Here is a 23,105-nt window from a genome sequence, read left to right as displayed (position 1 = left end):
TGATTTCCCCCTTGTTTTAACTTCTTTATAAGATGGAGCTTAAAAATGCTTTTGTCCGCTCCTCCTGTGGGCGATCAAATAAATCAGATGGATTGCCAGTTTCCACAATTTTACCATCGTGCATGTATACCACCCAATCCCCAACCTCTCGGGCAAAGCCCATTTCATGTGTTACAACAACCATTGTCATTCCTTCCACCGCAAGCTCTTTCATGGTAGCAAGCACTTCTCCTACTAGCTCAGGATCTAGTGCAGAAGTAGGCTCATCAAACAACATTACATCAGGCTTCATGGCAAGTGCTCGAGCAATCGCCACACGTTGCTTTTGCCCTCCTGACAATGTTGACGGGTAAACATTATATTTGTCACCAAGGCCCACTTTATCCAACAGCTCTTTCCCTTCCTTTTCTGCCTGCTGTCGACTAAGCCCTTTCACCTGTATAGGTGCTTCTGTTACATTACCGAGAACCGTTTTATGAGGAAATAAGTTAAAATGCTGAAATACCATTCCAACCTTTTCTCTGATCTTGTTTAAGTTGTGGGTTTCTTTCTCCACCCTTTCTGACTCAATCGTTATAGTCCCACTATTTTTGATTTCGAGGAAATTTAAGCAGCGCAATAATGTACTTTTTCCTGAACCACTAGCCCCAACTAATACAACAACATCACTTTCGTTAACTGTCATATCTATGTCCTTCAGTACGTGTAAATCGCCAAAGGATTTATTAAGCTTCTCTACTCGAATCATTTCTCTTACTTCACTCATCGTTTACCTCCTGAATCAATCGCTCTGCGCTAATTTCTTTTCAACTTTATTTACTATTAATGTAAGAATTAAGACAATGAACAGGTAATAGATGGCTACCGTAATGAAATACGGAAGGTAGTCAAAGGTATTTGAACCCATTGTACTTGCCACACCAAAAAGATCCTGCATTCCAATGAAGGAAATAAGCGAAGAATCTTTTATTCCAATAATAAATTGGTTGCCTAGAGATGGAACTGCCCGGCGAAAAGCCTGGGGAAGGATAATTCTACGCATCGTCAGTCCACTCGTCATTCCTAAAGAACGACCTGCTTCCAACTGCCCTTTATCAATAGACTGAATGGCCCCTCGGATGATCTCTGCAATGTATGCTCCACTATGAAATGCCAGACCTGCTACCCCCGCCCAAAACATCGGCATTAGGAAAATATCCGTAAGTCCATAATACAAAATAAAGATTTGAACAATTAACGGAGTACCACGAACGATCCAAATATACGCATCTGCAATCCATTGTAAAATTTTAATGTTAGAAATTTTTAAAATAGCAAAGAATAGACCGATTACACAAGCAATAAGTAGTGAGGCGATTGATAATTTAAATGTAATCCAAAGCCCATCTAAAAATACATCAAAGCTATCTATAAATATATCGAAGAAACTTAAGATTGACGACAACAACATTCATCTCCTTATTCGTACAAAGAGGACGGGACAAAAGTATTTAAGCAAAAGATAAATGCAAATGAAGAACCGCTTCAGAAATATACTCCGCTTTCCATGGGCGGCTGGTGAGCCTCCGGATGCTCCGCATTCCGGGGTCTCGCCTAGGCCTTCCTCCCATAGGACAAGGAAGACTTCGACAGCTTTACATCGCACGCAGAAAATCGTTTTTTGATTTTCAAGGAGTCTCCGTATATTTCTTACGCTTATTCTAGCTATCATCCGCCTTTTGACTAAACCTTTTTGTTATGTCCCGACCTCTTTCTCTTTATTCCGTTGTTTCTGGTTCTTCTGTAATGTCTTCACCGATCCACTCTTCAGCTAGCTCTGCAAGTTCACCGCTATCTTTCATCTCCTGAAGCGCTTCATCAATTGCATTAAGCAGTTCTTCATTTTCTTTGTTAACGGCAATAGCTTGATTACTCACACCAAGTTGGCCACGATTTTCAATCTCCAGCCCATTTTCAATTGCCGTGATACCTGTTATATCATCCGTGATTACAGCATCATGGTGACCACTTGCTAATGATTGTAGTGCTACTACATCACTGTCAACTTGGGGAATATTATCCGTATATTCCTCTGCGATGGATACATAAGAAGAACCTCGTGACACGGATATCTCCTTGCCTTTAAGGTCATCCGCCGAAGTTATATCACTATCAGGACGTGTATAAATAACCGGACCTGAATAATAATATGGTTCAGTGAAATTAACCTGCTCTTTCCGTTCGTCCGTAATAGTATGACTAGCTACCGCGATATCGTAACGTCCCTCATTTACACCTGTAACAATACCCGAGAACTTAGCTTTTTGCTGAACAGGTTCTAATCCTAGTTTTTCAGCAATGGCTTCCCCGACTGCGATATCATATCCAACCATCTCACTGCCTTCCATATAACTAAAAGGCTTAAACTCTCCCGAAGCAGCAAATGTAAGCTTGCCATCTTTTATCAGATTATATTCCCCACCTGCTTCTGCTTCACTTGAATCGGCGTTTGTACTACCCTCTTCTGATCCGCACGCTGCCAATAATAAAAGAATTAAAGCAGAAAAAATCGCAATATTCAGTCTTTTCATCCGTTAATCTTCCTCTCTTTAATATGCTACGTTGTTTTTATTCCGGATACACGCTTGTACTCGCTCTATTGTCGCGCACCGATAAGTAAAATTATAGCAATCTACGCTTCTTACTACCAACCTCCTATCTTCCCATTTCACCACATGTATGTATAAATAATTTAAATATGGTGTAATTACCTCTCTCCTTCTTATATATACCCGTATTAACTCGTCAATACTCCTAAATTCTTAAAAATTTTAAAAAAGTCTATTTTTTCAAGAGAATCCCATTTTCCTTGCCTATTAACTTAGCTATGTAGTAAATTCCATGCGTACGACAAGACATTTTTACCTAATAAAAAAGCCAAACACCATTCAAATCGTTTTGACTGGTGCCTGACTGTATATAATTTGATTTAGCAAATTGCATATATAGAAGGGAACTTAAGTACATCGAAGAGCTTATATTAAGACGAAAATATTCTAAAGCAAGGTTAGATATATTGGCTTAGCAATCTCCACGCTTCTTCTTTCCCTTCCCCTGTTTCTGAGGAGAACGGCAGGAGATGGTCCTCTTCGTCCATTTCTAATGCCTTCTTTGTCCTTTTTACATGGCTGGCACGTTTGTTTTTAGGTACCTTATCAAGCTTTGTAGCAACAATAATAACACGCAGGTCATAATGCTTTAGAAAGTGGTACATTTGGATATCATCGTTCGTTGGTTCATGCCGGACATCCGTTATTAACAATACGGCTTTAAGTGTTTCGCGTGTTTCGAAATACTCCTCCATCATGACGCCCCACTTTTCCCTCTCCTTTTTAGAGACTTTGGCATAACCATACCCAGGGACATCTACAAAATAAAATACTTCATTTATTTTATAGAAATTGAGGGTTTGTGTCTTCCCAGGCTTGGATGAGGTTCTGGCAAGGTTTTTCCTATTAATAAGCTTATTTATGAAGGAAGATTTTCCAACATTCGATCTTCCAGCCAATGCAATCTCCGGCAGGCGATCACCTGGATATTGCTTTTGACTTACTGCGCTAATTACAATTTCTGCATTATTTACTTTCATTTTTCTCCTCCACCAGTGCATACTTTAGTACCTCATCTAAGTGTGAAACTTTGATAAAGGTTAATTCATTTCGCACGCTCTCCGGAATATCCTCTATATCTTTTTCATTTTCAGCCGGAATAATAATTGTCGTTATCCCTGCACGATGTGCACTTAAAGATTTTTCCTTCAGTCCACCGATTGGAAGAACCCTTCCACGTAGCGTAATTTCCCCGGTCATCCCGACCTCTTTCTTTACTGCACGCCCTGTTAGTGCCGAAACTAGGGCGGTAGCCATCGTAATCCCTGCTGATGGTCCATCTTTTGGTGTAGCGCCCTCAGGTACGTGGATATGAATATCGTATTTTTCATAAAAATCAGGCGCTATTTTAAGTTCTGTGGCTCTTGAACGTATATAACTAAATGCTGCTTGTGCAGACTCCTGCATGACATCACCAAGCTTCCCAGTAAGTGTTAGCTTTCCTTTACCAGGATAGTGGGATACTTCAATAGAAAGTATGTCTCCACCAGCTGCGGTATATGCCAGACCTGTCGCCGTGCCTACTTGATCTTCTTGTTCCCTTAGGCCATAACGATAAATAGGTTTGCCCAGCAGCTCTTCAAGACTTTTCTCGGTAATAATGACGCGCTTTTTCTCTTCAGATATTATGATCCTTGCAGCTTTTCTGCAAATTGTCGCAAGCTGTCTTTCTAAATTTCTAACTCCAGCTTCACGTGTGTATCTACGTATTAATTTTAATAACGCTTCATCTCTCATTTGCAGGGTGCTTTTCTTAAGCCCGTTTTCTCTTAGTTGCTTTGGTAATAAATGTTCTTTCGCAATATGCAACTTTTCCACTTCTGTGTAACCGGCAATAGAAATAAGCTCCATCCGATCCAGCAATGGACCTGGAATATTATTCACATAATTTGCGGTCGCAACAAATAATACGTTCGACAAATCATAAGTTTCTTCAATAAAATGATCACTGAAGTTACTGTTTTGTTCAGGGTCCAATACTTCAAGCATTGCGGATGAGGGATCCCCACGGAAATCATTAGACATTTTATCAATTTCATCTAAAAGAAAGACAGGGTTTGTTGTCTTTGCTTTTTTCATCCCTTGGATAATCCGTCCTGGCATTGCACCAATATAGGTTCGGCGGTGTCCTCGAATCTCAGCCTCGTCCCTAACCCCACCTAGAGATATACGTACAAAGTTTCGATTAATAGACCGCGCAATCGATTTTGCCAGTGATGTCTTCCCCACACCAGGAGGGCCTACAAGACAAAGGATCGGTCCCTTAATAGAATTGGTTAATTTTTGAACAGCAAGATATTCCAATATTCGTTCCTTCACTTTATCTAGCCCATAGTGATCAGTATTAAGGATATCCTCAGCCTTGTTTATTTCAATAGTATCTTCAGACTGTTGTGTCCAAGGTAATGCAATTAGCCATTCTAAATAATTTCTAATAACAGAACTTTCCGCAGAGCTTTGTGGTACTTTCTCATAACGGTCTAATTCTTTGAGTGCAACCTCCATAATATTATCGGGCATATCGGAATTCGTTATTTTATCTTTTAACTGTCCAACTTCCCCTGTTTTACCGTCTTTCTCTCCAAGTTCCTTCTGGATCGCCTTCATCTGTTCGCGTAAGTAATATTCTTTTTGCGTTTTTTCCATTGAAGTCTTTACTCGTTGCCCAATTTTCTTCTCAAGATCAAGTACCTTCTTTTCGTTTGTGATAAGTTTAATAAGATATTTGAGTCTTGCTATGACATTCTGTGTTTCCAGCAATTCCTGTTTTTCTTTTATTTTTAGAGATAAATGCGAGGTAATGAGATCAGCTAGCCTTGAAGGTTCATCTATATCTGCAACCGTTGCATAGGTTTCTTTATTAACTTTTCGAGAAACGGATACATATTGTTCAAAAAGCCCTAATAAAGAGCGCATAAGTGCTTCCTCTTCGTTCGAGTCACCGTGTATATCTTCTCGTTTCTCGATCTCTACCTGAAATGCATCACCACTATCTTCTGTGTAACGAATGATCTCACCTCGGTGTAAACCTTCAACCAACACACGCATTGTGCCATTAGGAAGTTTTAACATTTGCTTTACTACTGCCATAGTCCCGATGGAATAGATATCTTGAGGTTCCGGTTCATCCATACTTACCTTCCTCTGTGCAACAAGAAAAATGGTTTGGTCCCCCATCATTGCTTGCTCGAGTGCAGCAATGGATTTATCCCTTCCTACATCCAAATGTATTACCATTGATGGAAAAACCAGTAACCCACGCAAAGGCAGGAGAGGGAGTTGTATTGTCTCTTTAGTCATGAAACGACCTCCGTATTTCGTTAATATGTATTATATAAGTTTAAATTCTTCTATGTGTTCTTAAAGTTTATATAAAGCTGAACCATTTGTAAACGTGAAACGCTATACATCTTGTTTAATTGTAGCATTCCCTTCAACAACTCAACCTAATCAGAAAAATAACCTCGGAATAAATGGGGAATATTTGGGATTAGTATGTGCGAAATGGATGCTTACAACTCTAGCCAAAGATGCAAAAAAAGACTGTCTTGGCAACTAAATCACTCAAGACAGTCTTGTGCTACCCGTTCCGTATCTTTGTAAAACAGCAATATGCTTTAGAAAGGCTTAGGCACTTTCTTTAGGCTCTTTATTTCCTTCTTTGACGGTTCCATCGCGGAAGATAAGTTTAGGACTGCCATTCTCTTCCAATACGGTGTCTTTCGTAATAACACATTTTTCAATATCATCTCTTGAAGGCAATTCAAACATCACATCAAGCATAATTCCTTCAATAATGGACCTTAGACCACGGGCCCCTGTTTTTCGCTCTATTGCTTTCTTAGCAATTTCTTTTAATGCTTCTTCCTCAATTTCTAATTCAACATTATCAATTGAGAATAGTTTTTCGTATTGTTTTACCAACGCATTTTTAGGTTTGGTCAGAATTTCTACAAGTGCTTCTTCATCTAATGGTGTCAAGCTACCAATTACAGGAATACGACCGATAAATTCAGGAATTAAACCGTAACGAAGTAGATCTTCTGGCAGCACTTTAGAAAGTAGTTCACCCATTTCAAAATCCTGTTGCTTCTCATTTGAGCCGAACCCAATGACTTTTTTACCAAGACGACGTTTAATTACCTGGTCGATACCATCAAATGCTCCACCAACGATAAACAAAATATTTGTTGTATCGATTTGAATGAATTCTTGATGTGGATGCTTACGGCCTCCTTGTGGTGGTACACTCGCTACAGTTCCTTCTAGAATTTTCAATAGCGCTTGCTGTACCCCTTCACCAGAAACGTCTCTTGTAATAGACGGATTTTCAGACTTACGTGCAACTTTATCAATTTCATCAATATAAATGATGCCTTTTTCTGCTTTTTCTACATCGTAATCCGCTGCCTGGATCAGTTTAAGTAGGATATTCTCAACATCTTCTCCTACATAACCTGCTTCAGTTAGAGAGGTAGCATCCGCCATTGCAAACGGTACATTAATGATTCTTGCCAACGTTTGAGCAAGAAGTGTTTTCCCGCTACCAGTTGGGCCAATCATTGAAATATTACTTTTAGACAATTCCACATCATCACCAGTGGCTTTTGGGGAATTGATCCGTTTGTAGTGGTTATATACCGCAACTGAAAGGTTTTTCTTTGCTTTGTCCTGTCCAATTACGTAGTCATCTAGTATCTCACAGATCTCTTTTGGCTTTGGAATTTCTTTCAGTTCAGTATCTTCCTCTGTACCTAATTCCTCTTCCACAATTTCCGTGCAAAGCTCAATACATTCATCACATATATAAACGCCTGGTCCGGCAACTAGCTTACGTACTTGTTCTTGACTCTTTCCACAAAACGAACATTTCAGTTGTCCTTTTTCTTCATTAAACTTAAACATTAATTTCACCCCTAAAAGTTTAAATCTCCACCTGAATGGAATTTTCAGGATTCAACTTTCATAGTCATCATATCAGATCAAATTTAAAATACAAAGCGATACACTTTCATAACAATAGCATAATCTAATTATGGATAATAATCCGTAAAAGTCAAATCATACTACTTATACTATATGTAACTTTCTAAAATTAAGTATTTTAATTAAAACAGATATTCCATCATATTTTTTAGCCTAGGGGCTAAGATAACAAATGGAAAGTAATATGAGAAAACAAGGTGCGACTTCTCTGCACCTTGTTTTAGTATTTACCTTATCTAACTGAGTCTAAACAAATTTGTTTGTATTAGACAGTTTTACTGTTCTCAACAAGAAATTCAATTGCTTTGCGCATTTTAAGGTCGCCTTTTACAGCGTCAGTATTTCCGCCAAGCATTTGTTTCAACTGATCCAATTCAGTTCCGTACATAGACGCCATTTTTTCAAGCTCTGCCTCTACGTCTTCTTCGGTAACCTCAAGGTTTTCCTCGTTGACAATAGCTTCCAGTGTAAGGTTTGTTTTGACGCGTTTTTCAGCATCTTCTTTCATTTGTTCTTTTAAAGCACTCTCATCTTGACCGGAAAACTGAGAATACATTTCCATTGTCATCCCTTGCATTTGTAGACGCTGTTCAAATTCTTTAACCATTTGATCAAGCTCTGTGTTCACCATTGCTTCAGGAATCTCAACCTGAGCATTTTCTGAAGCTTTTTCAATTAATGTTTCTCTTGTTTGATTTTCAGCATCTTGTTTTCTTTGAGCTTCAAGTTCTTCTTTTTTCTTGCTCTTCAATTCTTCAAGCGTTTCTACTTCTTCGTCTACATCTTTAGCGAATTCATCATCAAGCTCTGGAAGTTCTTTTGCTTTTACTTCATTTAATTTTACTTTAAATGTAGCTTTTTTACCTGCAAGTTCTTCAGCGTGGTAATCTTCAGGGAATGTAACTTCAATTTCTGTTTCTTCACCTGGAGTTTTTCCAACTAATTGCTCTTCAAATCCTGGGATGAATTGCCCGGAACCAATTTCTAGTGAATGGTTTTCACCTTTTCCACCTTCAAAAGCTTCTCCGTCTAGGAAGCCTTCAAAGTCCATAACAACAGTATCGCCTTCTTCTACGCTACCTTCTTCTTTTACAATTAGTTCTGCGTGATGCTGACGTTGATGCTCCAATTCATGGTTAACATCTTCATCTGTTACTTCAACAGACTGTTCTTCTACCTCAAGACCTTTGTATTCACCTAGTGTCACTTCTGGTTTAACTGTCACTTTAGCAGTGAAAACAAGTGGCTGGCCTTGTTCAATTGTTTCAATATCAATTTCCGGCTGTGCTACTGGATCGATTTCTGCTTCTTCTACTGCACTGATATAAGCTTCTGGTAGAACAATGTCGACAGCATCTTGATATAAAGCTTCTACACCAAAGCGATTTTCAAAGATTTTACGCGGAATTTTCCCTTTGCGGAATCCAGGAATTTGAACATCCTTGGAAACCTTTTTAAAAGCTTGATCTAATCCTTTATCAAACGTTTCTGCGGAGACTTCAAAAGTAAGAACCCCTTCATTTCCTTCTTGTTTTTCCCATTTTACTGACATAAAATTTCCCTCCAAAATCAAATCTATTGTTTCCAATCATTTTACACGTTCATTATGATAACTACTTATATAATGATCTAAATTTACAACCATCTTATTATAACATAATTACTATGCCTTTCAAGCATTTCAAGCCCAGCTTCTACTACTCTTCAATAATGCTTAAGTATAGGGAGTCACATAGCATAACCTCTTCGCTAAACTGTTGCATTTTCTCAGATTGCGGTGACTCCTCTTCCATATGTATACCTAGGTATTCCTGACCAACATGCTTTATTGCCTCAGCAAGTTGGAATACTTCCTCTGAAGGGGGGAGTATTGGATAATGTACATACAAGAAACGAAATAACAATTTTTCTAGCATATCAAATAACGTAGGGTTTTTCTGCTCGGTTTCTTCCAATAAACTTCGGGCTTGATGCAATATCGCAATATCATCAAGCTTTTCTAACTCGGAAGGTGTTACGATGCGCTCCCTTCCAAACTTATGTATGCTTACCTCTTGGTTATAATCTGATTCCGCTAACCATTGCATGATTACCGTTTTGACTACAGGGTGTACTTTTTCATTAGCAAGCATCGGTGGAATTGTTTTAGTTGGTAGTGCGGACATTTGCCGTAAACTTTCTACAATTCTCCACTGCTCCTGATGATCCTCTTCCTCGGCGGCTTGAACGAGACCATTCAGTTGAGAGCTTGACGTCTCCACGGTTAAATCTGCTTTCATCTTACTGCTCATTGTGTATAACTGTTGAAATTGTTCTTCTAATGGCGATGGAACATCACCCATTTCAAATTCATAATCCACTTGCTCCATTAACAATTCATATTGGTTCGTCTGAAATAAAATGGTCAAATAAATATGTACGTAATGATAATAATGCTCATCTTTCTCTGTAAGTAATTCCTCACATATCTCTTGTGCTTCAGTATGTCGGTCTAATTCCATTAGACAAATCAGCTTGCCAATTATTATCTCATGGGATCTTATGTGGTAGCTTAGCAATTTGTCCAACTTCGAAAGCGCCTCTTCATACCTTTTATCTTTAAGAGCCTGCACACTCTCTTCTTCCAATACATCTTTCCACTTTGGGAAGAGAATAACATTCTCTTTTTCTGTATGCTGCTGCATCAATTTCCTCCTTTCCAACGTATTTATTCTATTATTAATCAGTCAATAGAGATACATACCCTGATTTTGTATAAATAAACCTCTTTATAAAGAATTTCAAATCCAATAAAAGAGATTTTGGCCTGTTTCTTTAAATTAACAACTTTTTAAGTAAGACCTATGTATAAGCGCAAATCACTTACAGACCACCGTATACTATGTAAAACTAAGCTATGTAATTATAACATGAATCTAAGTCAACATGCCGAAATAGTAAGTGTTATATAATTTAATCATTTTTCTAGAAAGTTTAACACAGATACTTAATGTTTGCTATAACCCATCTTGAACCGCGCCTTCAAAAGCCACTAAACTTTAAACTATCTCCTCTACTAAAAACAGACGATTGACTTGAGCAAACTGCCATTCCAAACTATCACTTTTAGAATAAGATACATTATCAAGATAAAAGGAGGGAAATACAATGGGAAAAAGAAGAAGTCAGAACAGAAGCTTTGATCAGAATGGAAACCAAGAATATTACTTTGCTAAAGCGCATGCAGATGTAGATTTTGACAGCGATATCGACGTTGACAACGAGAATGACAATGAGAATGATCTAAAAAACAAGAACAATAACTATAATATTGTAAAAGTTTATGTCAACGGTTGTGATGTTAGAGCTAATAGTGAGAATGAAGAAGTTGATGCAGAAGCCGAAGAAGCTGAACAACAACCTAGAAGAAGGTGCAGTAATAATAGAAATAATGTACTCGGTGTAAACCAACGTAATAAAAAACACAGAAGTTAATTTATTGTGTTATATGAAATGGAGCAGAGTCTGCTTTCTTTATTAAAAAGAGCAGGCTCTTTTTTCATTCAATTTAATAGACATTTTAAACGAACGATGGCGAACGAAATATATTAAGCTATAGTAGTTAGAATAACCGCTATCCCGTTAAAAGTTCCATGAATAATCATACCAGGTATAATAGAATTTGTTTTTTCGTAAGTCCAAGCGAAAATTAAACCGGAAATAAAATTGACAGGCAACGTATTATACGTAGGTATGTGAACAAGCGTAAATATTATGGAGCTAAAGAAGAGGCCAGGTACTAACCCCCATTTAACTCTAAACCACTTATAAAGAAATCCTCTATAAAACATCTCTTCATACATGGGAGAAATTATTGCGGCTGAGACAAAGCCAACCGTTATGTTTATCCAGTTTATATTTTGTTTTAAGGATTCTGTTTTATCATTATCAGTACCTATACCAAATAAGTCCATTATGCTTACAAGCGCGATACTCGTTGCAATTAAGATTAGTAGCCAAACAAATATCCATTTCCAGTAATCCTCCTTAAAGGAATGAATCCCTATTTCTCGCCAACTATAATTAAATGGCCTTAAAGCCACCACATACACAGCAGTAGTAAAAACAATCGCCATAATCAATCCTGTTAACGTACCGGCATATAGATTACTATGGAAAATGCTGCTTAATAGCTCTTGTAATAGTCCTTCTAACGCGAAAGGTACAATTAAAAAAGTAAGTATCAGTAAAATGATAAGTTCCTTAGATGTCCATTTTGCTTCAAAAAAATGTTTCAATTCTGATTCCTCCAAATATAATATGGTATATTTAGAATAAAAGATTACGCTACGTAACCTGCAAGGATAAAAGGGGAATTTTGTATGAAATATTTTTCTACCGGTGAAGTTGCAAAAAAACTAAACATAACTAAACGAACAATTCGTTATTACGATAGCATTGGCTTAGTAGTACCACATGTTAAAGATCAAAATGGTAAGCGATGCTACACAGAAGAAGATATTCTACTTCTCCAAAAAGTTCTGCTACTAAAATCAACCTCTATGTCTTTGGATAATATAAAAAAAATGATAAATCAAGTCTCAATAGAACAAATTGTGGAAATCCACAAGGAACAGCTTCTTACAAATATAGAAGATTTAAAGAAGGCCTTAGCCTACACAAATTCGCTTATTAATACAATTAAGCTGGAAGGCTCCATACCATGGGAGCGACTTTTACCTCTTGTTTCCAAAGATCCTGACTCTAGCAATGAAAATAAAAAGAAGATAATGGCTAAATTATTTGTTGAGGAAGAAAAAGAAATTTTGGAAAATAACCTCCCCAAAATGGAGTCAGATTCATCCAATATTAAAAAGTGGATTAATTTAATAAGAAGAATTGAATTAAGTATGAATACAGGAAACTCCCCTAGCTCCGTTGAAGCTCAAATTATAGCGGAAGATACGTTACTCTTATCGAAAGAAATGTTTAATGGAAATAGTGATTTGGAAAGAAAATTTTGGGAGGCTAGAAAATCAAAAGAAGATTCACAGGCAATGAAATTATATGCAGTCGATGAAAGCATCCTAGAATATTTGGATGAAGCGATAGAACAATATAATAAGGTGAGAGCTTAGTGTAAGAAGCCCAGATTGCCAGAGGGCTTTTTAAATACATAGAAGTAGAATATAAAAAAACCTTACAAACGAAGTGTTTGCAAGGTTTTTGGAGACGTCCCAGGCAGGATTCGAACCTGCGACCCACAGCTTAGAAGGCTGTTGCTCTATCCTGCTGAGCTACTGGGACAAGTATGTATGGAGCGGGTGAAGGGAATCGAACCCTCATCATCAGCTTGGAAGGCTGAGGTTTTACCACTAAACTACACCCGCATAGAATATGCAATTGTGTTTTCATTATAACACGTTTTATAAATAGATCTTTACTGCCTCTACATCTTCCAGAATACTCACAGATGATTCATGCTTCGAGGCAACTCGACGTTTACTCGGTAGATGCCTTGCTCGTCACTAAACTACACCCGCATTGGATATGTATGTATGAATAATTGTCCCTCATAGAGCAGTTTGTTTTGTTCGTTACTTTTTTAACGGACAAGAAATATTATATTAATAAATCGAGAAAATGTCAACACTTTATTAAAAAAAGATTAAAACCTGCTTGGCTTGGTGAAAAAATAGCCTAGCAGGTCTCTTTTTCCTCGTTTATATGGATGCATGAGAAGCTAAATCTTTTACTTCTTTGCCATCCAATGTGTAAAATGTAACGTCAATTTCTCCTGGTGTTTCCCACTCCATGATAGCATACGTCTTTTCCATTCTTCCTCTTGGCTGGCGAATACTTCCGGGATTAATAAATAACTGGTCATTCACCTGTTGCGCGCCTGCCACATGCGTATGACCAAAACAAATGACCTGTGCACCTAGTTCCTCAGCACGATACCCAGCTGTTAACAAATTTTGTTTTACATTATGCAAGTGACCATGCACAGCAAGGATTTTAATTTTATCAATTTCCATTGTCTGTTCTTCTGGATATCTTGTGTCCATGTCACAATTTCCTGCTACTTTAAAGAAACCTTCCATCTCCTCAGAATCAAGATCCAGTTCAGAATCTCCACAGTGGATCATGTATTCTAAATTATGCTCTTTTTTAATTTGCAGTAATTCATCTGTTAATCCATGACTATCACTTATTATAAGAACCTTTGTCATTTATTTCACCCCAAATATGTATAATCTCACAGCGGCAACATGATTAGAGAAAACCAATTCCTTATGCTTTTCTTTCTTTATACCCTTTTATCCATTCATCAAACTGCTGAATAGCTTTCGTTCTATGACTAATACGGTTCTTTTCTTCGGCAGTTAATTCAGCCATCGTCTTCTTTTGATCGTTTGGTATAAAAATAGGGTCATAACCAAAACCGTTTGTTCCGCTTTTTGTTTCCGCAATGTGTCCCTCACAGAAGCCAGTTCGAAAGATTGTTTTCTCTCCAGGTATGGACAACGCAATAACACAAACAAATCGGGCGGTGCGCTCCAACCTCGATACTCCTTGCAGCTTCTTTAATACTTTGTCCATGTTGGCATCATCGTTTTTATCGAGGCCAGCATATCTGGCCGAATATACACCTGGTTCACCATTCAAAGCGTTAATTACCAATCCTGAGTCATCCGCAAGTACAGGTATCCCCAATTTTGTAGAAATTTCTTCGGCTTTTAGTGCTGCATTTTCCTCGAAGGTGACACCAGTTTCTTCAACATCTGGTATGTCTTCCTCAAGATCAAGCATAGACAATGCCTCGATATGATAATGGGAAAAAAATTGCTTAAATTCAGCAGCTTTCCCCGCATTCCTAGTCGCTATGAGAACTTGTTCCATTACAATCACTCCGTTATTCTAATGTTTCACCAATTCGTTCAGCTAAGTCACCGAGTGTTTCACGTTGTATTTCAAAAATCTGCTCTATTCCCTCTCCAGCTAACTTGAGCATCGTCTGTAATTGATTAGCGGTAAAGGTAGCTTCCTCACCTGTACCCTGTATTTCTACAAATTCTTGCTGTCCAGTCATAACAATGTTCATGTCAACATTTGCTTGAGAATCTTCTTCATAATTTAAATCTAATATTTCCGTGCCATCTGGTAAAACACCAACTGATACGGCACCAAGAAATTGTGTAACAGGCATCCTTTTGATTTTCTTTGCTTCTAATAGTTTGCCGAATGCCAAGACGACAGCAACAAATGCACCTGTAATAGAAGCTGTGCGCGTACCACCATCCGCTTGAATAACGTCACAATCTACCCAGACAGTACGCTCTCCTATACTGTCCAAGTCCACAACCGAGCGTAAAGCTCTGCCAATTAAACGTTGAATTTCCATTGTTCTTCCACTAACTTTCCCTTTAGAAGATTCACGAATATTTCGCTGCTCTGTAGCCCTTGGTAGCATAGCATACTCAGCAGTAATCCAGCCCTTTCCCTGACCACGAAGAAATGGTGGAACTCTGTCTTCAATACTTGCATTGCATATTACTTTTGTATTACCTACCTCAATTAACACAGAGCCTTCTGGATGCGTAATATAGTTCGCTGTAATATTTACAGACCGTAAACTATTTATTTTTCTTTCATCGTTTCTCATGAATGTCTCCTCCTTGTTTCAACCAATAGCTTAACATATTTTGCACGAAATCAACACGTTAATACATTATAAGAAAAGGCTATTTTAAGCCCCGAACCTAAAGATTAAAAAATAAAAAAGAGGCTATATTGCTTAGCCCCTTCGTTTAAAGCTTTTCAGTTGGTGTAAATTGTTGTTTCGTAACAGGCTCCTCATAAGTCTCGCCGTTTTCATTTACCAGTTGTTCGACATTCTCTACTTTTACATCGACTGCTTCAATACCTTCCTGCTCTGTCAATGTCCTTACAATCGTCTCCATCACATCGTCTGCGATAACACCTTCTCCATCTTTCAGTAAGATATCTTTATTAAATGTTAGGTTCAGTACACCGTCACTAAGTGTTGGTTCCCCTGTTAGGAGAGTAGTAGAATTAAAGACATGCTGCACGTTCGTATTAAAACCAGGTCCCTCGAGTAGTGATTGTACAATGGAAGCATAAATGTCTTCCTCATTTGTCTCTACATATTGTGTTACGGGAACGTAGTAACGATTCTCATCATGCTCTGTTGGATAATACATCGTAACAGCTTTACTATTAATTAAATCAGTGTTGTCTGTTTCTGTAACATTAATTCCGTTTGCCCTAGAGTAGCCTTCACCAATTGGTGTGCCATTGACTGGCATTTCCTTTACCGCATGTCCATTAATTTGCAGCTGAACGGTATTTACATTATCGAACTGGGTCAGTGTATGGGTTATTGATTCAAGTATTTGTAATTCTTCTTTTGCTTCATAGTCTTGGAACTCCTCTGAGAAATCGACCACTATCGTACCGTCTTCCTGAAGGTTTACTCCAAGAATTTGTGTTCCTTCTGGCAGCACCGCCTGGAATCCATTTGGCAACATAGAAGTGACTGGCCCACCTTTAACTAAGTGTTCCAATACTTGAGAAGCTACCTCTTTTGATTCTGGATTAGGCAATTCTATAGTCTGTGCCGCTACCATGCCATTTGCATCCACTAAGTACAGTTCTCTTGGTACTGTTTCGTTAACGACCGTTTCTTCACCGTCCCATGTCACACTTTCATTCTCTTCTCCGTCTTCTAAATTATCAACGGGTGATGCATTTTGTGGTGGATCCATGTCCTCCAGCGATTCCTCTCCCTGGAAACAACCTGATAATAATATGGCCATTGTAACACTTCCTGTTAATAATATCCCGCGCTTATACATGTCTTTCCCCCCTAGGATGGTTTGTACTACTATGTATACGAGCCTCCAGTGAAAATAGACCAAAACAAGATAAAAATAAGTGAGAAAGAAATAAATGCATTATATATAAGTCGAAAAATAGTATGTTTCACGATTTTGCAAGATAAGGCCATTCTTTCTAATAAATAAATAAAAAACCCAGTAACCTATGAAATTAGGTTTTCTGGGTTTGCCCAAGTTGAGCTTTTTTTATAGTAACCATTTGTAAATATGGATCTTTGAATATACTTTTAGCAATCTCAATAAAGATTTCCAACTCACCTGTTGTATAAAACTCGTGAACAGGTATGACATCACCTGTTTTAATAATATTATGCACATCGAGGATAGTACTCGTTTCTCTGGCTGTTTCTTCACTCGATGAGATAACTGTCACCTGCTCTCCCATTACATTTTGTATCGTTTGTTTAAGCAAAGGATAATGTGTACAGCCAAGTATCAATGTATCCATCTCGCCTTCCATTAAGGGAGATAGTGATGACTCTACAACTTCCTGAGCTTTTTTCCCAGTTAATATCCCCTGTTCTACCATCGGTACGAATAACGGACAGGCCAGTGCATTTACTTTTATGCTTGAATGGATGCTTTCAAGTGCTTTGGTATAAGCCTCACTACGAATTGTTCCTTCTGTTCCTATGACCCCAATATTATTATTTCTCGTAAACTTAATGGCAGCCCTTGCACCAGGTTGAATAACACCGATAACCGGAATATCTAATTTCTCCTGTAATTCCTGTAGTGTAAACGCCGTTGCAGTATTACACGCTACCACGAGCATCTTAATATTTTTCTCCAGCAAAAAATCTACTAACTCCCAAGTGAATTTTTTCACTTCTTCTTCCGATCTAGGACCATATGGGCATCTAGCTGTGTCTCCAAGATAGATTAATTTTTCTTTTGGTAGCTGCCTCATCAGCTCATATGCTACCGTGAGTCCGCCTACCCCAGAGTCAATGACCCCGATTGCCTGCTCCACAAAAATCCCCTCTACTTTTCTATTATTTTTTATCTACTTGTATCATTTCTTCATGTAAAAAATCGAGCAACTCACTTAATTGCTCTGTTTGTTCAAGGGAAAATTTATCAAGCACCTCACCAAGATATTCCTGCCTCTTTTGAATTACCTCTTCAATGATGGATTCTCCCTTTTCTAACACATGAATTCGGACTACCCTTCTGTCCTTAGAATCGCGAACGCGTTCTACCAGTTCATTTCTTTCCATACGATCCACCAAATCAGTCGTTGTACTAAATGCCAAACTAATTTTATTTGATAATTCACCTATTGTTAAGTCGCCTTCTTCAAGCAACCATTGCAATGCAACAAACTGCGGGGAGGTAATTGGATAGTTATTTAAAATCTTACGTCCATTTTGTTTAATAATACCTGATATATAGCGCATACGTTTTTCTATTTTGTTTATTGTGATCGTAGATGCATCGGTTTTCAAAAATGTAACCCCCTAATGATCTTTCATTGCTCTTAAAGATAACCACTATCATGTAAACAGGATTTCAACCTATAATATTCAGTAAACAGCCAAAATGTTTCATTTTAAATTAGTCCTATTCTACTGTTCCCATTATAGCCACAATCGGTATAAAAATAAATGATTAACCTATTATACCAAAATTTCATCTGTTTCACATTGAAGTTATTGGAATTGTACGCACCGTTTTCTCATCCCCTTCATACTTTATAGAGACTAAATAATTTCCCTTCAATTTGCAGCTCTATAAGAGCAAGGAGGGGTTAACATTTGAAGGACAACGAGTTTAAACCGAAGCAACTACTGACAAAGCGAGAGAAGGAAGTATTCGAATTGTTAGTACAGGATAAAACAACAAAAGACATTGCTCAAGAGCTTTTCATATCAGAAAAAACTGTCCGCAATCACATTTCAAATGCTATGCAAAAGTTAGGAGTCAAGGGGCGATCACAAGCTGTTGTAGAGCTCCTTCGTATGGGGGAATTAAAGCTCTAGATTTAAAAAACCGACTTTCAACAGGAAGTCGGTTTTGTTTGTATATGGAGAGATATTACTTCAGGACCATACTAAGCTTAATGGACTGTAGGGTGTCTACAGTTTTTTTAATCTATGTTGCCAGCAATTCTTTTTTTATTTCTTCACTAATTGGCATAGGTTTCCCAGTCTTAGGGTGAACATAAACAAGTCTTCCTCTTCCCGTCAAAGCGACTTTCCCATCAACCACCCCCATATAGTGAATATCAATTGACGTATTGCCAACATGATTCGCTTTTACATACATGGTTAAGTTTTCATTGAAATACATTTGTTGCAGGTAGTCGCACTGTAAATCGGCGACCACTGGTATACCAGCATCTTCAGACTTGGTATTGAATAAGCCAACTGATTTTAAAAATTCAATTCTTGCTTGTTCGAAATAAATAAAGGGAGAGACATTATTAACATGTCCAAACATGTCCGTCTCGGAAAATCGAATTTTTATAGGTGTGGAAAAAGAAAAAGAACTTCTCCACTCCTCTAGATTTTCAATATATGATATCGTTTTCATTATTTAGTCCTCCAATTGTTCGCTAAATAATAGTGTAGCACAAAGCCCCCTTGTTACCCATCGAGGCAAAAGGGGGCTTTTACTACCACTTAATGTGCTTGATCACTACCAAAGAAATTTTTAAATGCTTGAATGTTTGTAGCACGATTCATGGCTGCAATAGATGTAGTCAAAGGTATCCCTTTTGGACAAACTTGTACACAGTTTTGTGAGTTACCACACCCATCAATACCGCCTTCCTCCATTAAACCATTTAATCTTTCGCTTGCATTCATTTCACCAGTTGGGTGAGCATTGAAAAGACGTGCCTGTGATAATGCTGCAGGTCCAATGAAATTAGACTTATCATTCACATTAGGACATGCTTCTAGACAAACACCACATGTCATGCATTTTGAAAGCTCATAAGCCCATTGACGTTTCTTTTCAGGCATACGAGGTCCTGGTCCTAGATCATGCGTTCCATCAATTGGAATCCAAGCTTTTACTTGTTTTAATGCATCAAACATTCGTTCACGGTCAACAATTAGATCTCTTACAACAGGGAATGTAGACATTGGCTCAAGACGAATCGGCTGCTCTAATTTATCTACTAGGGCTGCACAAGATTGTCTAGCTGTTCCGTTAATGACCATAGAACATGCTCCACAAACCTCTTCTAAACAGTTCATATCCCAATATACAGGAGCGGTTTTATCACCATTCGCGTTTACCGGGTTTTGCCGTATTTCCATTAAGCCAGAGATAACATTCATGTTTTTTCGGTAAGGAACATGAAATGTTTCTTCATAAGGAGCAGATTCAGGACTGTCCTGTCTGGTAATAATAAACGTAACGGTTTGTTGTTCAGCCATCATTACTTACTCCCTTCACTTTTTTTTGTATAATCGCGCTTACGTGGTTTGATTAGAGACGTATCTACAGGTTCGTATGTAAATACAGGCTCTTCTGTCTCTTGGTTAAATGCGGCAACAGTTGTTTTCAACCACTCTTCATCATTACGATCAGGGAACTCTGGTTTGTAATGCGCACCGCGACTTTCATTACGATTATATGCACCGATTGTTATAACGCGAGCTAGGTGAAGCATGTTTTTCAACTGACGGGTAAACATTACACCTTGATTGCTCCATCTAGAAGTGTCATTAATGTTAATATTTTCCCAACGCTCCAACAACTCTTGTATTTTCTTATCGGTTTTTAATAGTTTCTCATTATCTCGAACAACTGTTACATTATCCGTCATCCATTCGCCTAGCTCTTTATGAATTTGATAGGCATTTTCTGTACCTTTCATATTCATTAATGCTTCAAACTTCTCACGTTCTTCTTTTTCAGTTCTCTCGAATAACTCTGGAGAGATATCATCTACATGTTTATCCAGTCCGTCGATGTATTTAATAGCATTAGGGCCAGCTACCGAACCACCATAGATAGCGGAAAGCAACGAGTTAGCACCTAATCGGTTTCCACCATGTTGGGAATAGTCACATTCTCCAGCAGCAAAAATCCCAGGGATATTTGTCATTTGATCATAATCAACCCATAGACCACCCATTGAGTAATGAACAGCAGGGAAAATTTTCATTGGAACTTTTCTAGGATCTTCACCTACAAACTTTTCATAGATTTCGATAATCCCACCAAGTTTTACGTCCAGTTCCTTTGGATCTTTATGGGAAAGGTCTAAATAAACCATATTCTCCCCATTGATTCCAAGCTTCTGATTAACACATACATCAAAAATTTCACGTGTAGCAATATCACGAGGTACAAGGTTTCCGTAAGCAGGGTATTTCTCTTCAAGGAAGTACCATGGTTCTCCATCCTTATAAGTCCAAACACGTCCACCTTCTCCACGAGCTGACTCACTCATGAGACGAAGCTTGTCATCACCTGGTATTGCAGTTGGATGGATTTGAATAAATTCGCCGTTTGCATATTTTGCACCTTGTTGATAAAGCACACTTGCAGCAGAGCCTGTATTAATAATTGAATTGGTAGATTTACCAAAAATAATTCCTGGACCACCGGTAGCAATAATTGTTGCATCTGAAGGGAAAGATTTAATTTCATGTGTCTTAATATCCTGTGCTACAATCCCTCTACCTGTTCCTTCGTCATCTATAATGGCGCCAACAAATTCCCAGCTTTCAAATTTATTAACAAGCCCTTCAACTTCATAGCGACGAACTTGTTCATCCAATGCATATAGCAATTGTTGTCCCGTTGTTGCCCCAGCGTACGCTGTTCTATGATGTTGCGTTCCACCAAAACGGCGAAAATCAAGTAGCCCTTCTGGTGTCCGGTTAAACATTACACCCATCCGATCCAACATATGGATAATACTTGGAGCTGCGTCACACATTGCTTTTACAGGAGGCTGATTCGCTAGGAAGTCTCCTCCGTATACTGTATCATCAAAGTGAATATCTGGAGAATCCCCTTCCCCTTTTGTATTAACTGCACCGTTAATACCACCTTGTGCACAAACAGAGTGAGAACGTTTAACAGGTACAATAGAGAATAAATCTACATTTACACCCGCTTCAGCTGCTTTGATTGTTGCCATCAAGCCGGCAAGTCCGCCGCCAACAACAGCAATTTTGCGATTACTCATAATGAACACTCACTCCTCTTTCTATAAATTAAACGCCGTAAGCAAATTGAATTAATGTTCTTACACCTAAATAGCTTATCGCTAAAAAGATTAGCAATGTTGCATATGTAGCGATTTTTTGAGATTTTGGTGACTGTGTGAAGCCCCATGTTACAAGGAAACTCCATAAACCATTTGCAAAATGGAAAGTAGTAGAAATGACACCAATAATATAGAACCAGAACATAAATGGAGTCGTTAAAATATTTTCCATTAGACTATAATCAAGATCTACATTACCCATCCCTAGCTGTATCCGTGTTTCCCATACATGCCAGGCAATAAATACAAGTGTTACAATGCCTGTGAATCGCTGTACGTAGAACATCCAATTTCGGAAATAGTTGTATCTTTTCATGTTATTTCGCGCGACAAATACAATATAGACCCCTAGTATTGCATGAAACAGAATTGGCAGATAAATGACTACGGTTTCAAGCAATAGCCTAAATGGTAGTCCATGCATAAAACCAGCTGCCTTATTAAAACTTTCTTCACCATACACAGCAAAATGATTCACCACCAAGTGCTGAACCAGAAAGAGCCCGATTGGTATTACGCCTAACAGTGAGTGTAATCTCCTGTAAAAAAACTCACGATGCTCTGCCATGTGTTACCCCCCCTTAGTTTCAAAGTTTACGATTTTCATAACTAGTAACATTATCCAATAGTATATGTTTATGTGTTGCTCCCTTACTATTTGCATAATGTACAATTTGCGACATATTTATTGTACTTCTAACTAGAAAAAGCGTCAAGAAAACGTTACCGTATTCTTATAGAAAGTCTTCCCGAAAAAAATAAACTTTTAAGCGTAACTTCCAACGGTACACTTGCTAATTTCGTTAATTATATAGATAATAAGACTAGCAATTTACTTCTTCATACATAAGAAGCAGGCTACCTATTTGGAAAGGATGACATTCATGTCAAAGGAACAAGATACACTTGATAATTCTTTATTAACTAACCTTCAAAGCACTGGCGCCGGATACGATATACTTCGATACATTGGTTTACCTGAAATATTTGGTAGTGAATCCGATACATTGCTTTATTTTATGGGACGAAATCTTGCTAGAAAGTTTGCTCTTGAAACCATGGAGGATATTTATGATATTGTCGAGAAATTAGGGTGGGGAAAATTGGAGCTAGTAAAAGAAAAGAAAAAGGAGCTAGTCTTTCAGTTGATGGCCGATAGTGTGGCACAACGACTTCAAGCCCCCTTAAATACTGATTTTCGACTTGAAGCCGGATTTCTTGCAGAAGCTGTACAAAGATTAGTGGGACACGATTGTGAGTGCACAGAGGATATACATCGAAAAATCCACCAAGTCCAATTCAATATTATGTATACGAAATAAATTTAATGAGCTT

Annotated in this window: 23 protein-coding genes and 2 tRNA genes; 4 read left to right on the top strand and 21 right to left on the bottom strand. The window is 38.0% G+C overall.

Translation table 11 applies throughout. From position 1 onward, the window contains the following. Positions 1-25 precede the first annotated feature (25 nt). The 8 genes from BN988_RS00780 to BN988_RS00745 form a co-directional block, all read right to left on the bottom strand. A complete protein-coding gene (locus tag BN988_RS00780) occupies positions 26-766 on the bottom strand; it encodes an amino acid ABC transporter ATP-binding protein (RefSeq protein ID WP_036572243.1) in 741 nt (246 codons plus the stop codon). 15 nt (positions 767-781) lie between these two features. After that, entirely contained in the window at positions 782-1,450 is a 669-nt protein-coding gene (locus tag BN988_RS00775) for an amino acid ABC transporter permease (protein WP_036572241.1), read from the bottom strand. 307 nt (positions 1,451-1,757) lie between these two features. Beyond that, positions 1,758-2,570 (bottom strand): transporter substrate-binding domain-containing protein, encoded by an 813-nt coding sequence (locus tag BN988_RS00770; RefSeq protein WP_036572239.1) that lies wholly within the window; start codon positions 2,568-2,570, stop codon positions 1,758-1,760. Positions 2,571-3,046: 476 nt separating this feature from the next. Next, positions 3,047-3,628 (bottom strand): ribosome biogenesis GTP-binding protein YihA/YsxC, encoded by a 582-nt coding sequence (gene yihA / locus BN988_RS00765; RefSeq protein ID WP_036572238.1) that lies wholly within the window; start codon positions 3,626-3,628, stop codon positions 3,047-3,049. After that, the gene (gene lon / locus BN988_RS00760; protein WP_036572237.1) at positions 3,615-5,948 is read right to left on the bottom strand and encodes an endopeptidase La; all 2,334 of its coding nucleotides are present in this window, start codon (positions 5,946-5,948) and stop codon (positions 3,615-3,617) included. The genes yihA and lon overlap by 14 nt, the downstream gene beginning before the upstream one ends. A gap of 327 nt (positions 5,949-6,275) precedes the next feature. Continuing rightward, positions 6,276-7,553 carry an ATP-dependent protease ATP-binding subunit ClpX gene (clpX, locus tag BN988_RS00755; RefSeq protein ID WP_036572235.1) on the bottom strand — a complete coding sequence of 426 codons (1,278 nt, stop codon included), beginning with the start codon at positions 7,551-7,553 and terminating at the stop codon, positions 6,276-6,278. Positions 7,554-7,899: 346 nt separating this feature from the next. Next, positions 7,900-9,186 (bottom strand): trigger factor, encoded by a 1,287-nt coding sequence (gene tig, locus BN988_RS00750; RefSeq protein WP_036572234.1) that lies wholly within the window; start codon positions 9,184-9,186, stop codon positions 7,900-7,902. 145 nt (positions 9,187-9,331) lie between these two features. Further along, positions 9,332-10,318, bottom strand: a complete 987-nt coding sequence (locus BN988_RS00745; RefSeq protein ID WP_036572232.1) for a tetratricopeptide repeat protein — start codon at positions 10,316-10,318, stop codon at positions 9,332-9,334. 463 nt (positions 10,319-10,781) lie between these two features. On the opposite strand from BN988_RS00745, the gene BN988_RS18245 reads away from it, so the two are divergent. Continuing rightward, the gene (locus tag BN988_RS18245) at positions 10,782-11,108 is read left to right on the top strand and encodes a hypothetical protein (protein ID WP_051557594.1); all 327 of its coding nucleotides are present in this window, start codon (positions 10,782-10,784) and stop codon (positions 11,106-11,108) included. 113 nt (positions 11,109-11,221) lie between these two features. Here the strand turns inward: BN988_RS18245 and BN988_RS00735 are convergent, their stop codons facing one another. Beyond that, positions 11,222-11,911 (bottom strand): CPBP family intramembrane glutamic endopeptidase, encoded by a 690-nt coding sequence (locus tag BN988_RS00735; RefSeq protein WP_036572231.1) that lies wholly within the window; start codon positions 11,909-11,911, stop codon positions 11,222-11,224. Positions 11,912-11,995: 84 nt separating this feature from the next. Between BN988_RS00735 and BN988_RS00730 the strand changes: the two genes are divergently transcribed. After that, positions 11,996-12,751, top strand: a complete 756-nt coding sequence (locus tag BN988_RS00730; protein ID WP_036572229.1) for a MerR family transcriptional regulator — start codon at positions 11,996-11,998, stop codon at positions 12,749-12,751. A gap of 95 nt (positions 12,752-12,846) precedes the next feature. Here BN988_RS00730 and BN988_RS00725 read toward each other — a convergent pair. From BN988_RS00725 to BN988_RS00690, 8 genes are all read right to left on the bottom strand, one after another. Beyond that, positions 12,847-12,920: transfer RNA gene (locus tag BN988_RS00725), tRNA-Arg, on the bottom strand. 9 nt (positions 12,921-12,929) lie between these two features. Next, positions 12,930-13,003 (bottom strand) — tRNA-Gly (locus BN988_RS00720). Positions 13,004-13,336: 333 nt separating this feature from the next. Continuing rightward, the gene (locus BN988_RS00715) at positions 13,337-13,846 is read right to left on the bottom strand and encodes a metallophosphoesterase (RefSeq protein ID WP_036572227.1); all 510 of its coding nucleotides are present in this window, start codon (positions 13,844-13,846) and stop codon (positions 13,337-13,339) included. Positions 13,847-13,907: 61 nt separating this feature from the next. Next, positions 13,908-14,516 (bottom strand): XTP/dITP diphosphatase, encoded by a 609-nt coding sequence (locus BN988_RS00710; RefSeq protein ID WP_036572226.1) that lies wholly within the window; start codon positions 14,514-14,516, stop codon positions 13,908-13,910. Positions 14,517-14,529: 13 nt separating this feature from the next. Further along, positions 14,530-15,279, bottom strand: a complete 750-nt coding sequence (rph, locus tag BN988_RS00705) for a ribonuclease PH (protein ID WP_036572225.1) — start codon at positions 15,277-15,279, stop codon at positions 14,530-14,532. Positions 15,280-15,424: 145 nt separating this feature from the next. Then, positions 15,425-16,492, bottom strand: a complete 1,068-nt coding sequence (locus tag BN988_RS00700; protein ID WP_036572224.1) for a GerMN domain-containing protein — start codon at positions 16,490-16,492, stop codon at positions 15,425-15,427. 193 nt (positions 16,493-16,685) lie between these two features. Beyond that, a complete protein-coding gene (gene racE / locus BN988_RS00695; RefSeq protein WP_036572223.1) occupies positions 16,686-17,507 on the bottom strand; it encodes a glutamate racemase in 822 nt (273 codons plus the stop codon). 22 nt (positions 17,508-17,529) lie between these two features. Further along, positions 17,530-17,934, bottom strand: a complete 405-nt coding sequence (locus BN988_RS00690; protein WP_390620588.1) for a MarR family winged helix-turn-helix transcriptional regulator — start codon at positions 17,932-17,934, stop codon at positions 17,530-17,532. Positions 17,935-18,291: 357 nt separating this feature from the next. On the opposite strand from BN988_RS00690, the gene BN988_RS00685 reads away from it, so the two are divergent. Further along, positions 18,292-18,516, top strand: coding sequence for a helix-turn-helix domain-containing protein (locus BN988_RS00685; RefSeq protein WP_036572221.1), 225 nt, complete (start codon positions 18,292-18,294; stop codon positions 18,514-18,516). Between the two features lie 112 nt (positions 18,517-18,628). On the opposite strand, the gene BN988_RS00680 is transcribed toward BN988_RS00685, so the two are convergent. The 4 genes from BN988_RS00680 to BN988_RS00665 all read right to left on the bottom strand — a co-directional run bounded on the left by BN988_RS00680 (position 18,629) and on the right by BN988_RS00665 (position 22,338). Next, the gene (locus tag BN988_RS00680) at positions 18,629-19,069 is read right to left on the bottom strand and encodes an acyl-CoA thioesterase (protein WP_036572220.1); all 441 of its coding nucleotides are present in this window, start codon (positions 19,067-19,069) and stop codon (positions 18,629-18,631) included. An 89-nt stretch (positions 19,070-19,158) separates the two neighbouring features. Then, complete coding sequence (sdhB, locus tag BN988_RS00675) at positions 19,159-19,923, bottom strand: succinate dehydrogenase iron-sulfur subunit (protein ID WP_036576218.1); 765 nt, start codon at positions 19,921-19,923, stop codon at positions 19,159-19,161. 2 nt (positions 19,924-19,925) lie between these two features. Further along, positions 19,926-21,689, bottom strand: coding sequence for a succinate dehydrogenase flavoprotein subunit (gene sdhA, locus BN988_RS00670; protein ID WP_036572217.1), 1,764 nt, complete (start codon positions 21,687-21,689; stop codon positions 19,926-19,928). Between the two features lie 28 nt (positions 21,690-21,717). Next, positions 21,718-22,338 (bottom strand): succinate dehydrogenase cytochrome b558 subunit, encoded by a 621-nt coding sequence (locus BN988_RS00665; protein WP_036572216.1) that lies wholly within the window; start codon positions 22,336-22,338, stop codon positions 21,718-21,720. Between the two features lie 316 nt (positions 22,339-22,654). On the opposite strand from BN988_RS00665, the gene BN988_RS00660 reads away from it, so the two are divergent. Beyond that, positions 22,655-23,092 (top strand): DUF2507 domain-containing protein, encoded by a 438-nt coding sequence (locus tag BN988_RS00660; protein ID WP_036572214.1) that lies wholly within the window; start codon positions 22,655-22,657, stop codon positions 23,090-23,092. The last annotated feature ends 13 nt before the right edge of the window (positions 23,093-23,105 follow it).

This window comes from Oceanobacillus picturae, from assembly GCF_000612865.1.
In the GTDB taxonomy this organism is placed as follows: Bacteria; Bacillota; Bacilli; order Bacillales; family Amphibacillaceae; genus Oceanobacillus_B; species Oceanobacillus_B jordanicus.
Note: the sequence above shows the minus strand (reverse complement) of the source record. Positions and strands in the feature narration are given on the sequence as shown.

Coding starts and splice junctions, on each gene's coding strand:
- BN988_RS00780 (WP_036572243.1), bottom strand. CDS start 766: ATGAGTGAAGTAAGAGAAATGATTCGAGTAGAGAAGCTTAATAAATCC.
- BN988_RS00775 (WP_036572241.1), bottom strand. CDS start 1,450: ATGTTGTTGTCGTCAATCTTAAGTTTCTTCGATATATTTATAGATAGC.
- BN988_RS00770 (WP_036572239.1), bottom strand. CDS start 2,570: ATGAAAAGACTGAATATTGCGATTTTTTCTGCTTTAATTCTTTTATTA.
- yihA (WP_036572238.1), bottom strand. CDS start 3,628: ATGAAAGTAAATAATGCAGAAATTGTAATTAGCGCAGTAAGTCAAAAG.
- lon (WP_036572237.1), bottom strand. CDS start 5,948: ATGACTAAAGAGACAATACAACTCCCTCTCCTGCCTTTGCGTGGGTTA.
- clpX (WP_036572235.1), bottom strand. CDS start 7,553: ATGTTTAAGTTTAATGAAGAAAAAGGACAACTGAAATGTTCGTTTTGT.
- tig (WP_036572234.1), bottom strand. CDS start 9,186: ATGTCAGTAAAATGGGAAAAACAAGAAGGAAATGAAGGGGTTCTTACT.
- BN988_RS00745 (WP_036572232.1), bottom strand. CDS start 10,318: ATGCAGCAGCATACAGAAAAAGAGAATGTTATTCTCTTCCCAAAGTGG.
- BN988_RS18245 (WP_051557594.1), top strand. CDS start 10,782: ATGGGAAAAAGAAGAAGTCAGAACAGAAGCTTTGATCAGAATGGAAAC.
- BN988_RS00730 (WP_036572229.1), top strand. CDS start 11,996: ATGAAATATTTTTCTACCGGTGAAGTTGCAAAAAAACTAAACATAACT.
- BN988_RS00715 (WP_036572227.1), bottom strand. CDS start 13,846: ATGACAAAGGTTCTTATAATAAGTGATAGTCATGGATTAACAGATGAA.
- BN988_RS00710 (WP_036572226.1), bottom strand. CDS start 14,516: ATGGAACAAGTTCTCATAGCGACTAGGAATGCGGGGAAAGCTGCTGAA.
- rph (WP_036572225.1), bottom strand. CDS start 15,279: ATGAGAAACGATGAAAGAAAAATAAATAGTTTACGGTCTGTAAATATT.
- BN988_RS00700 (WP_036572224.1), bottom strand. CDS start 16,492: ATGTATAAGCGCGGGATATTATTAACAGGAAGTGTTACAATGGCCATA.
- BN988_RS00690 (WP_390620588.1), bottom strand. CDS start 17,934: ATGCGCTATATATCAGGTATTATTAAACAAAATGGACGTAAGATTTTA.
- BN988_RS00680 (WP_036572220.1), bottom strand. CDS start 19,069: ATGAAAACGATATCATATATTGAAAATCTAGAGGAGTGGAGAAGTTCT.
- sdhB (WP_036576218.1), bottom strand. CDS start 19,923: ATGGCTGAACAACAAACCGTTACGTTTATTATTACCAGACAGGACAGT.
- sdhA (WP_036572217.1), bottom strand. CDS start 21,689: ATGAGTAATCGCAAAATTGCTGTTGTTGGCGGCGGACTTGCCGGCTTG.
- BN988_RS00665 (WP_036572216.1), bottom strand. CDS start 22,338: ATGGCAGAGCATCGTGAGTTTTTTTACAGGAGATTACACTCACTGTTA.
- BN988_RS00660 (WP_036572214.1), top strand. CDS start 22,655: ATGTCAAAGGAACAAGATACACTTGATAATTCTTTATTAACTAACCTT.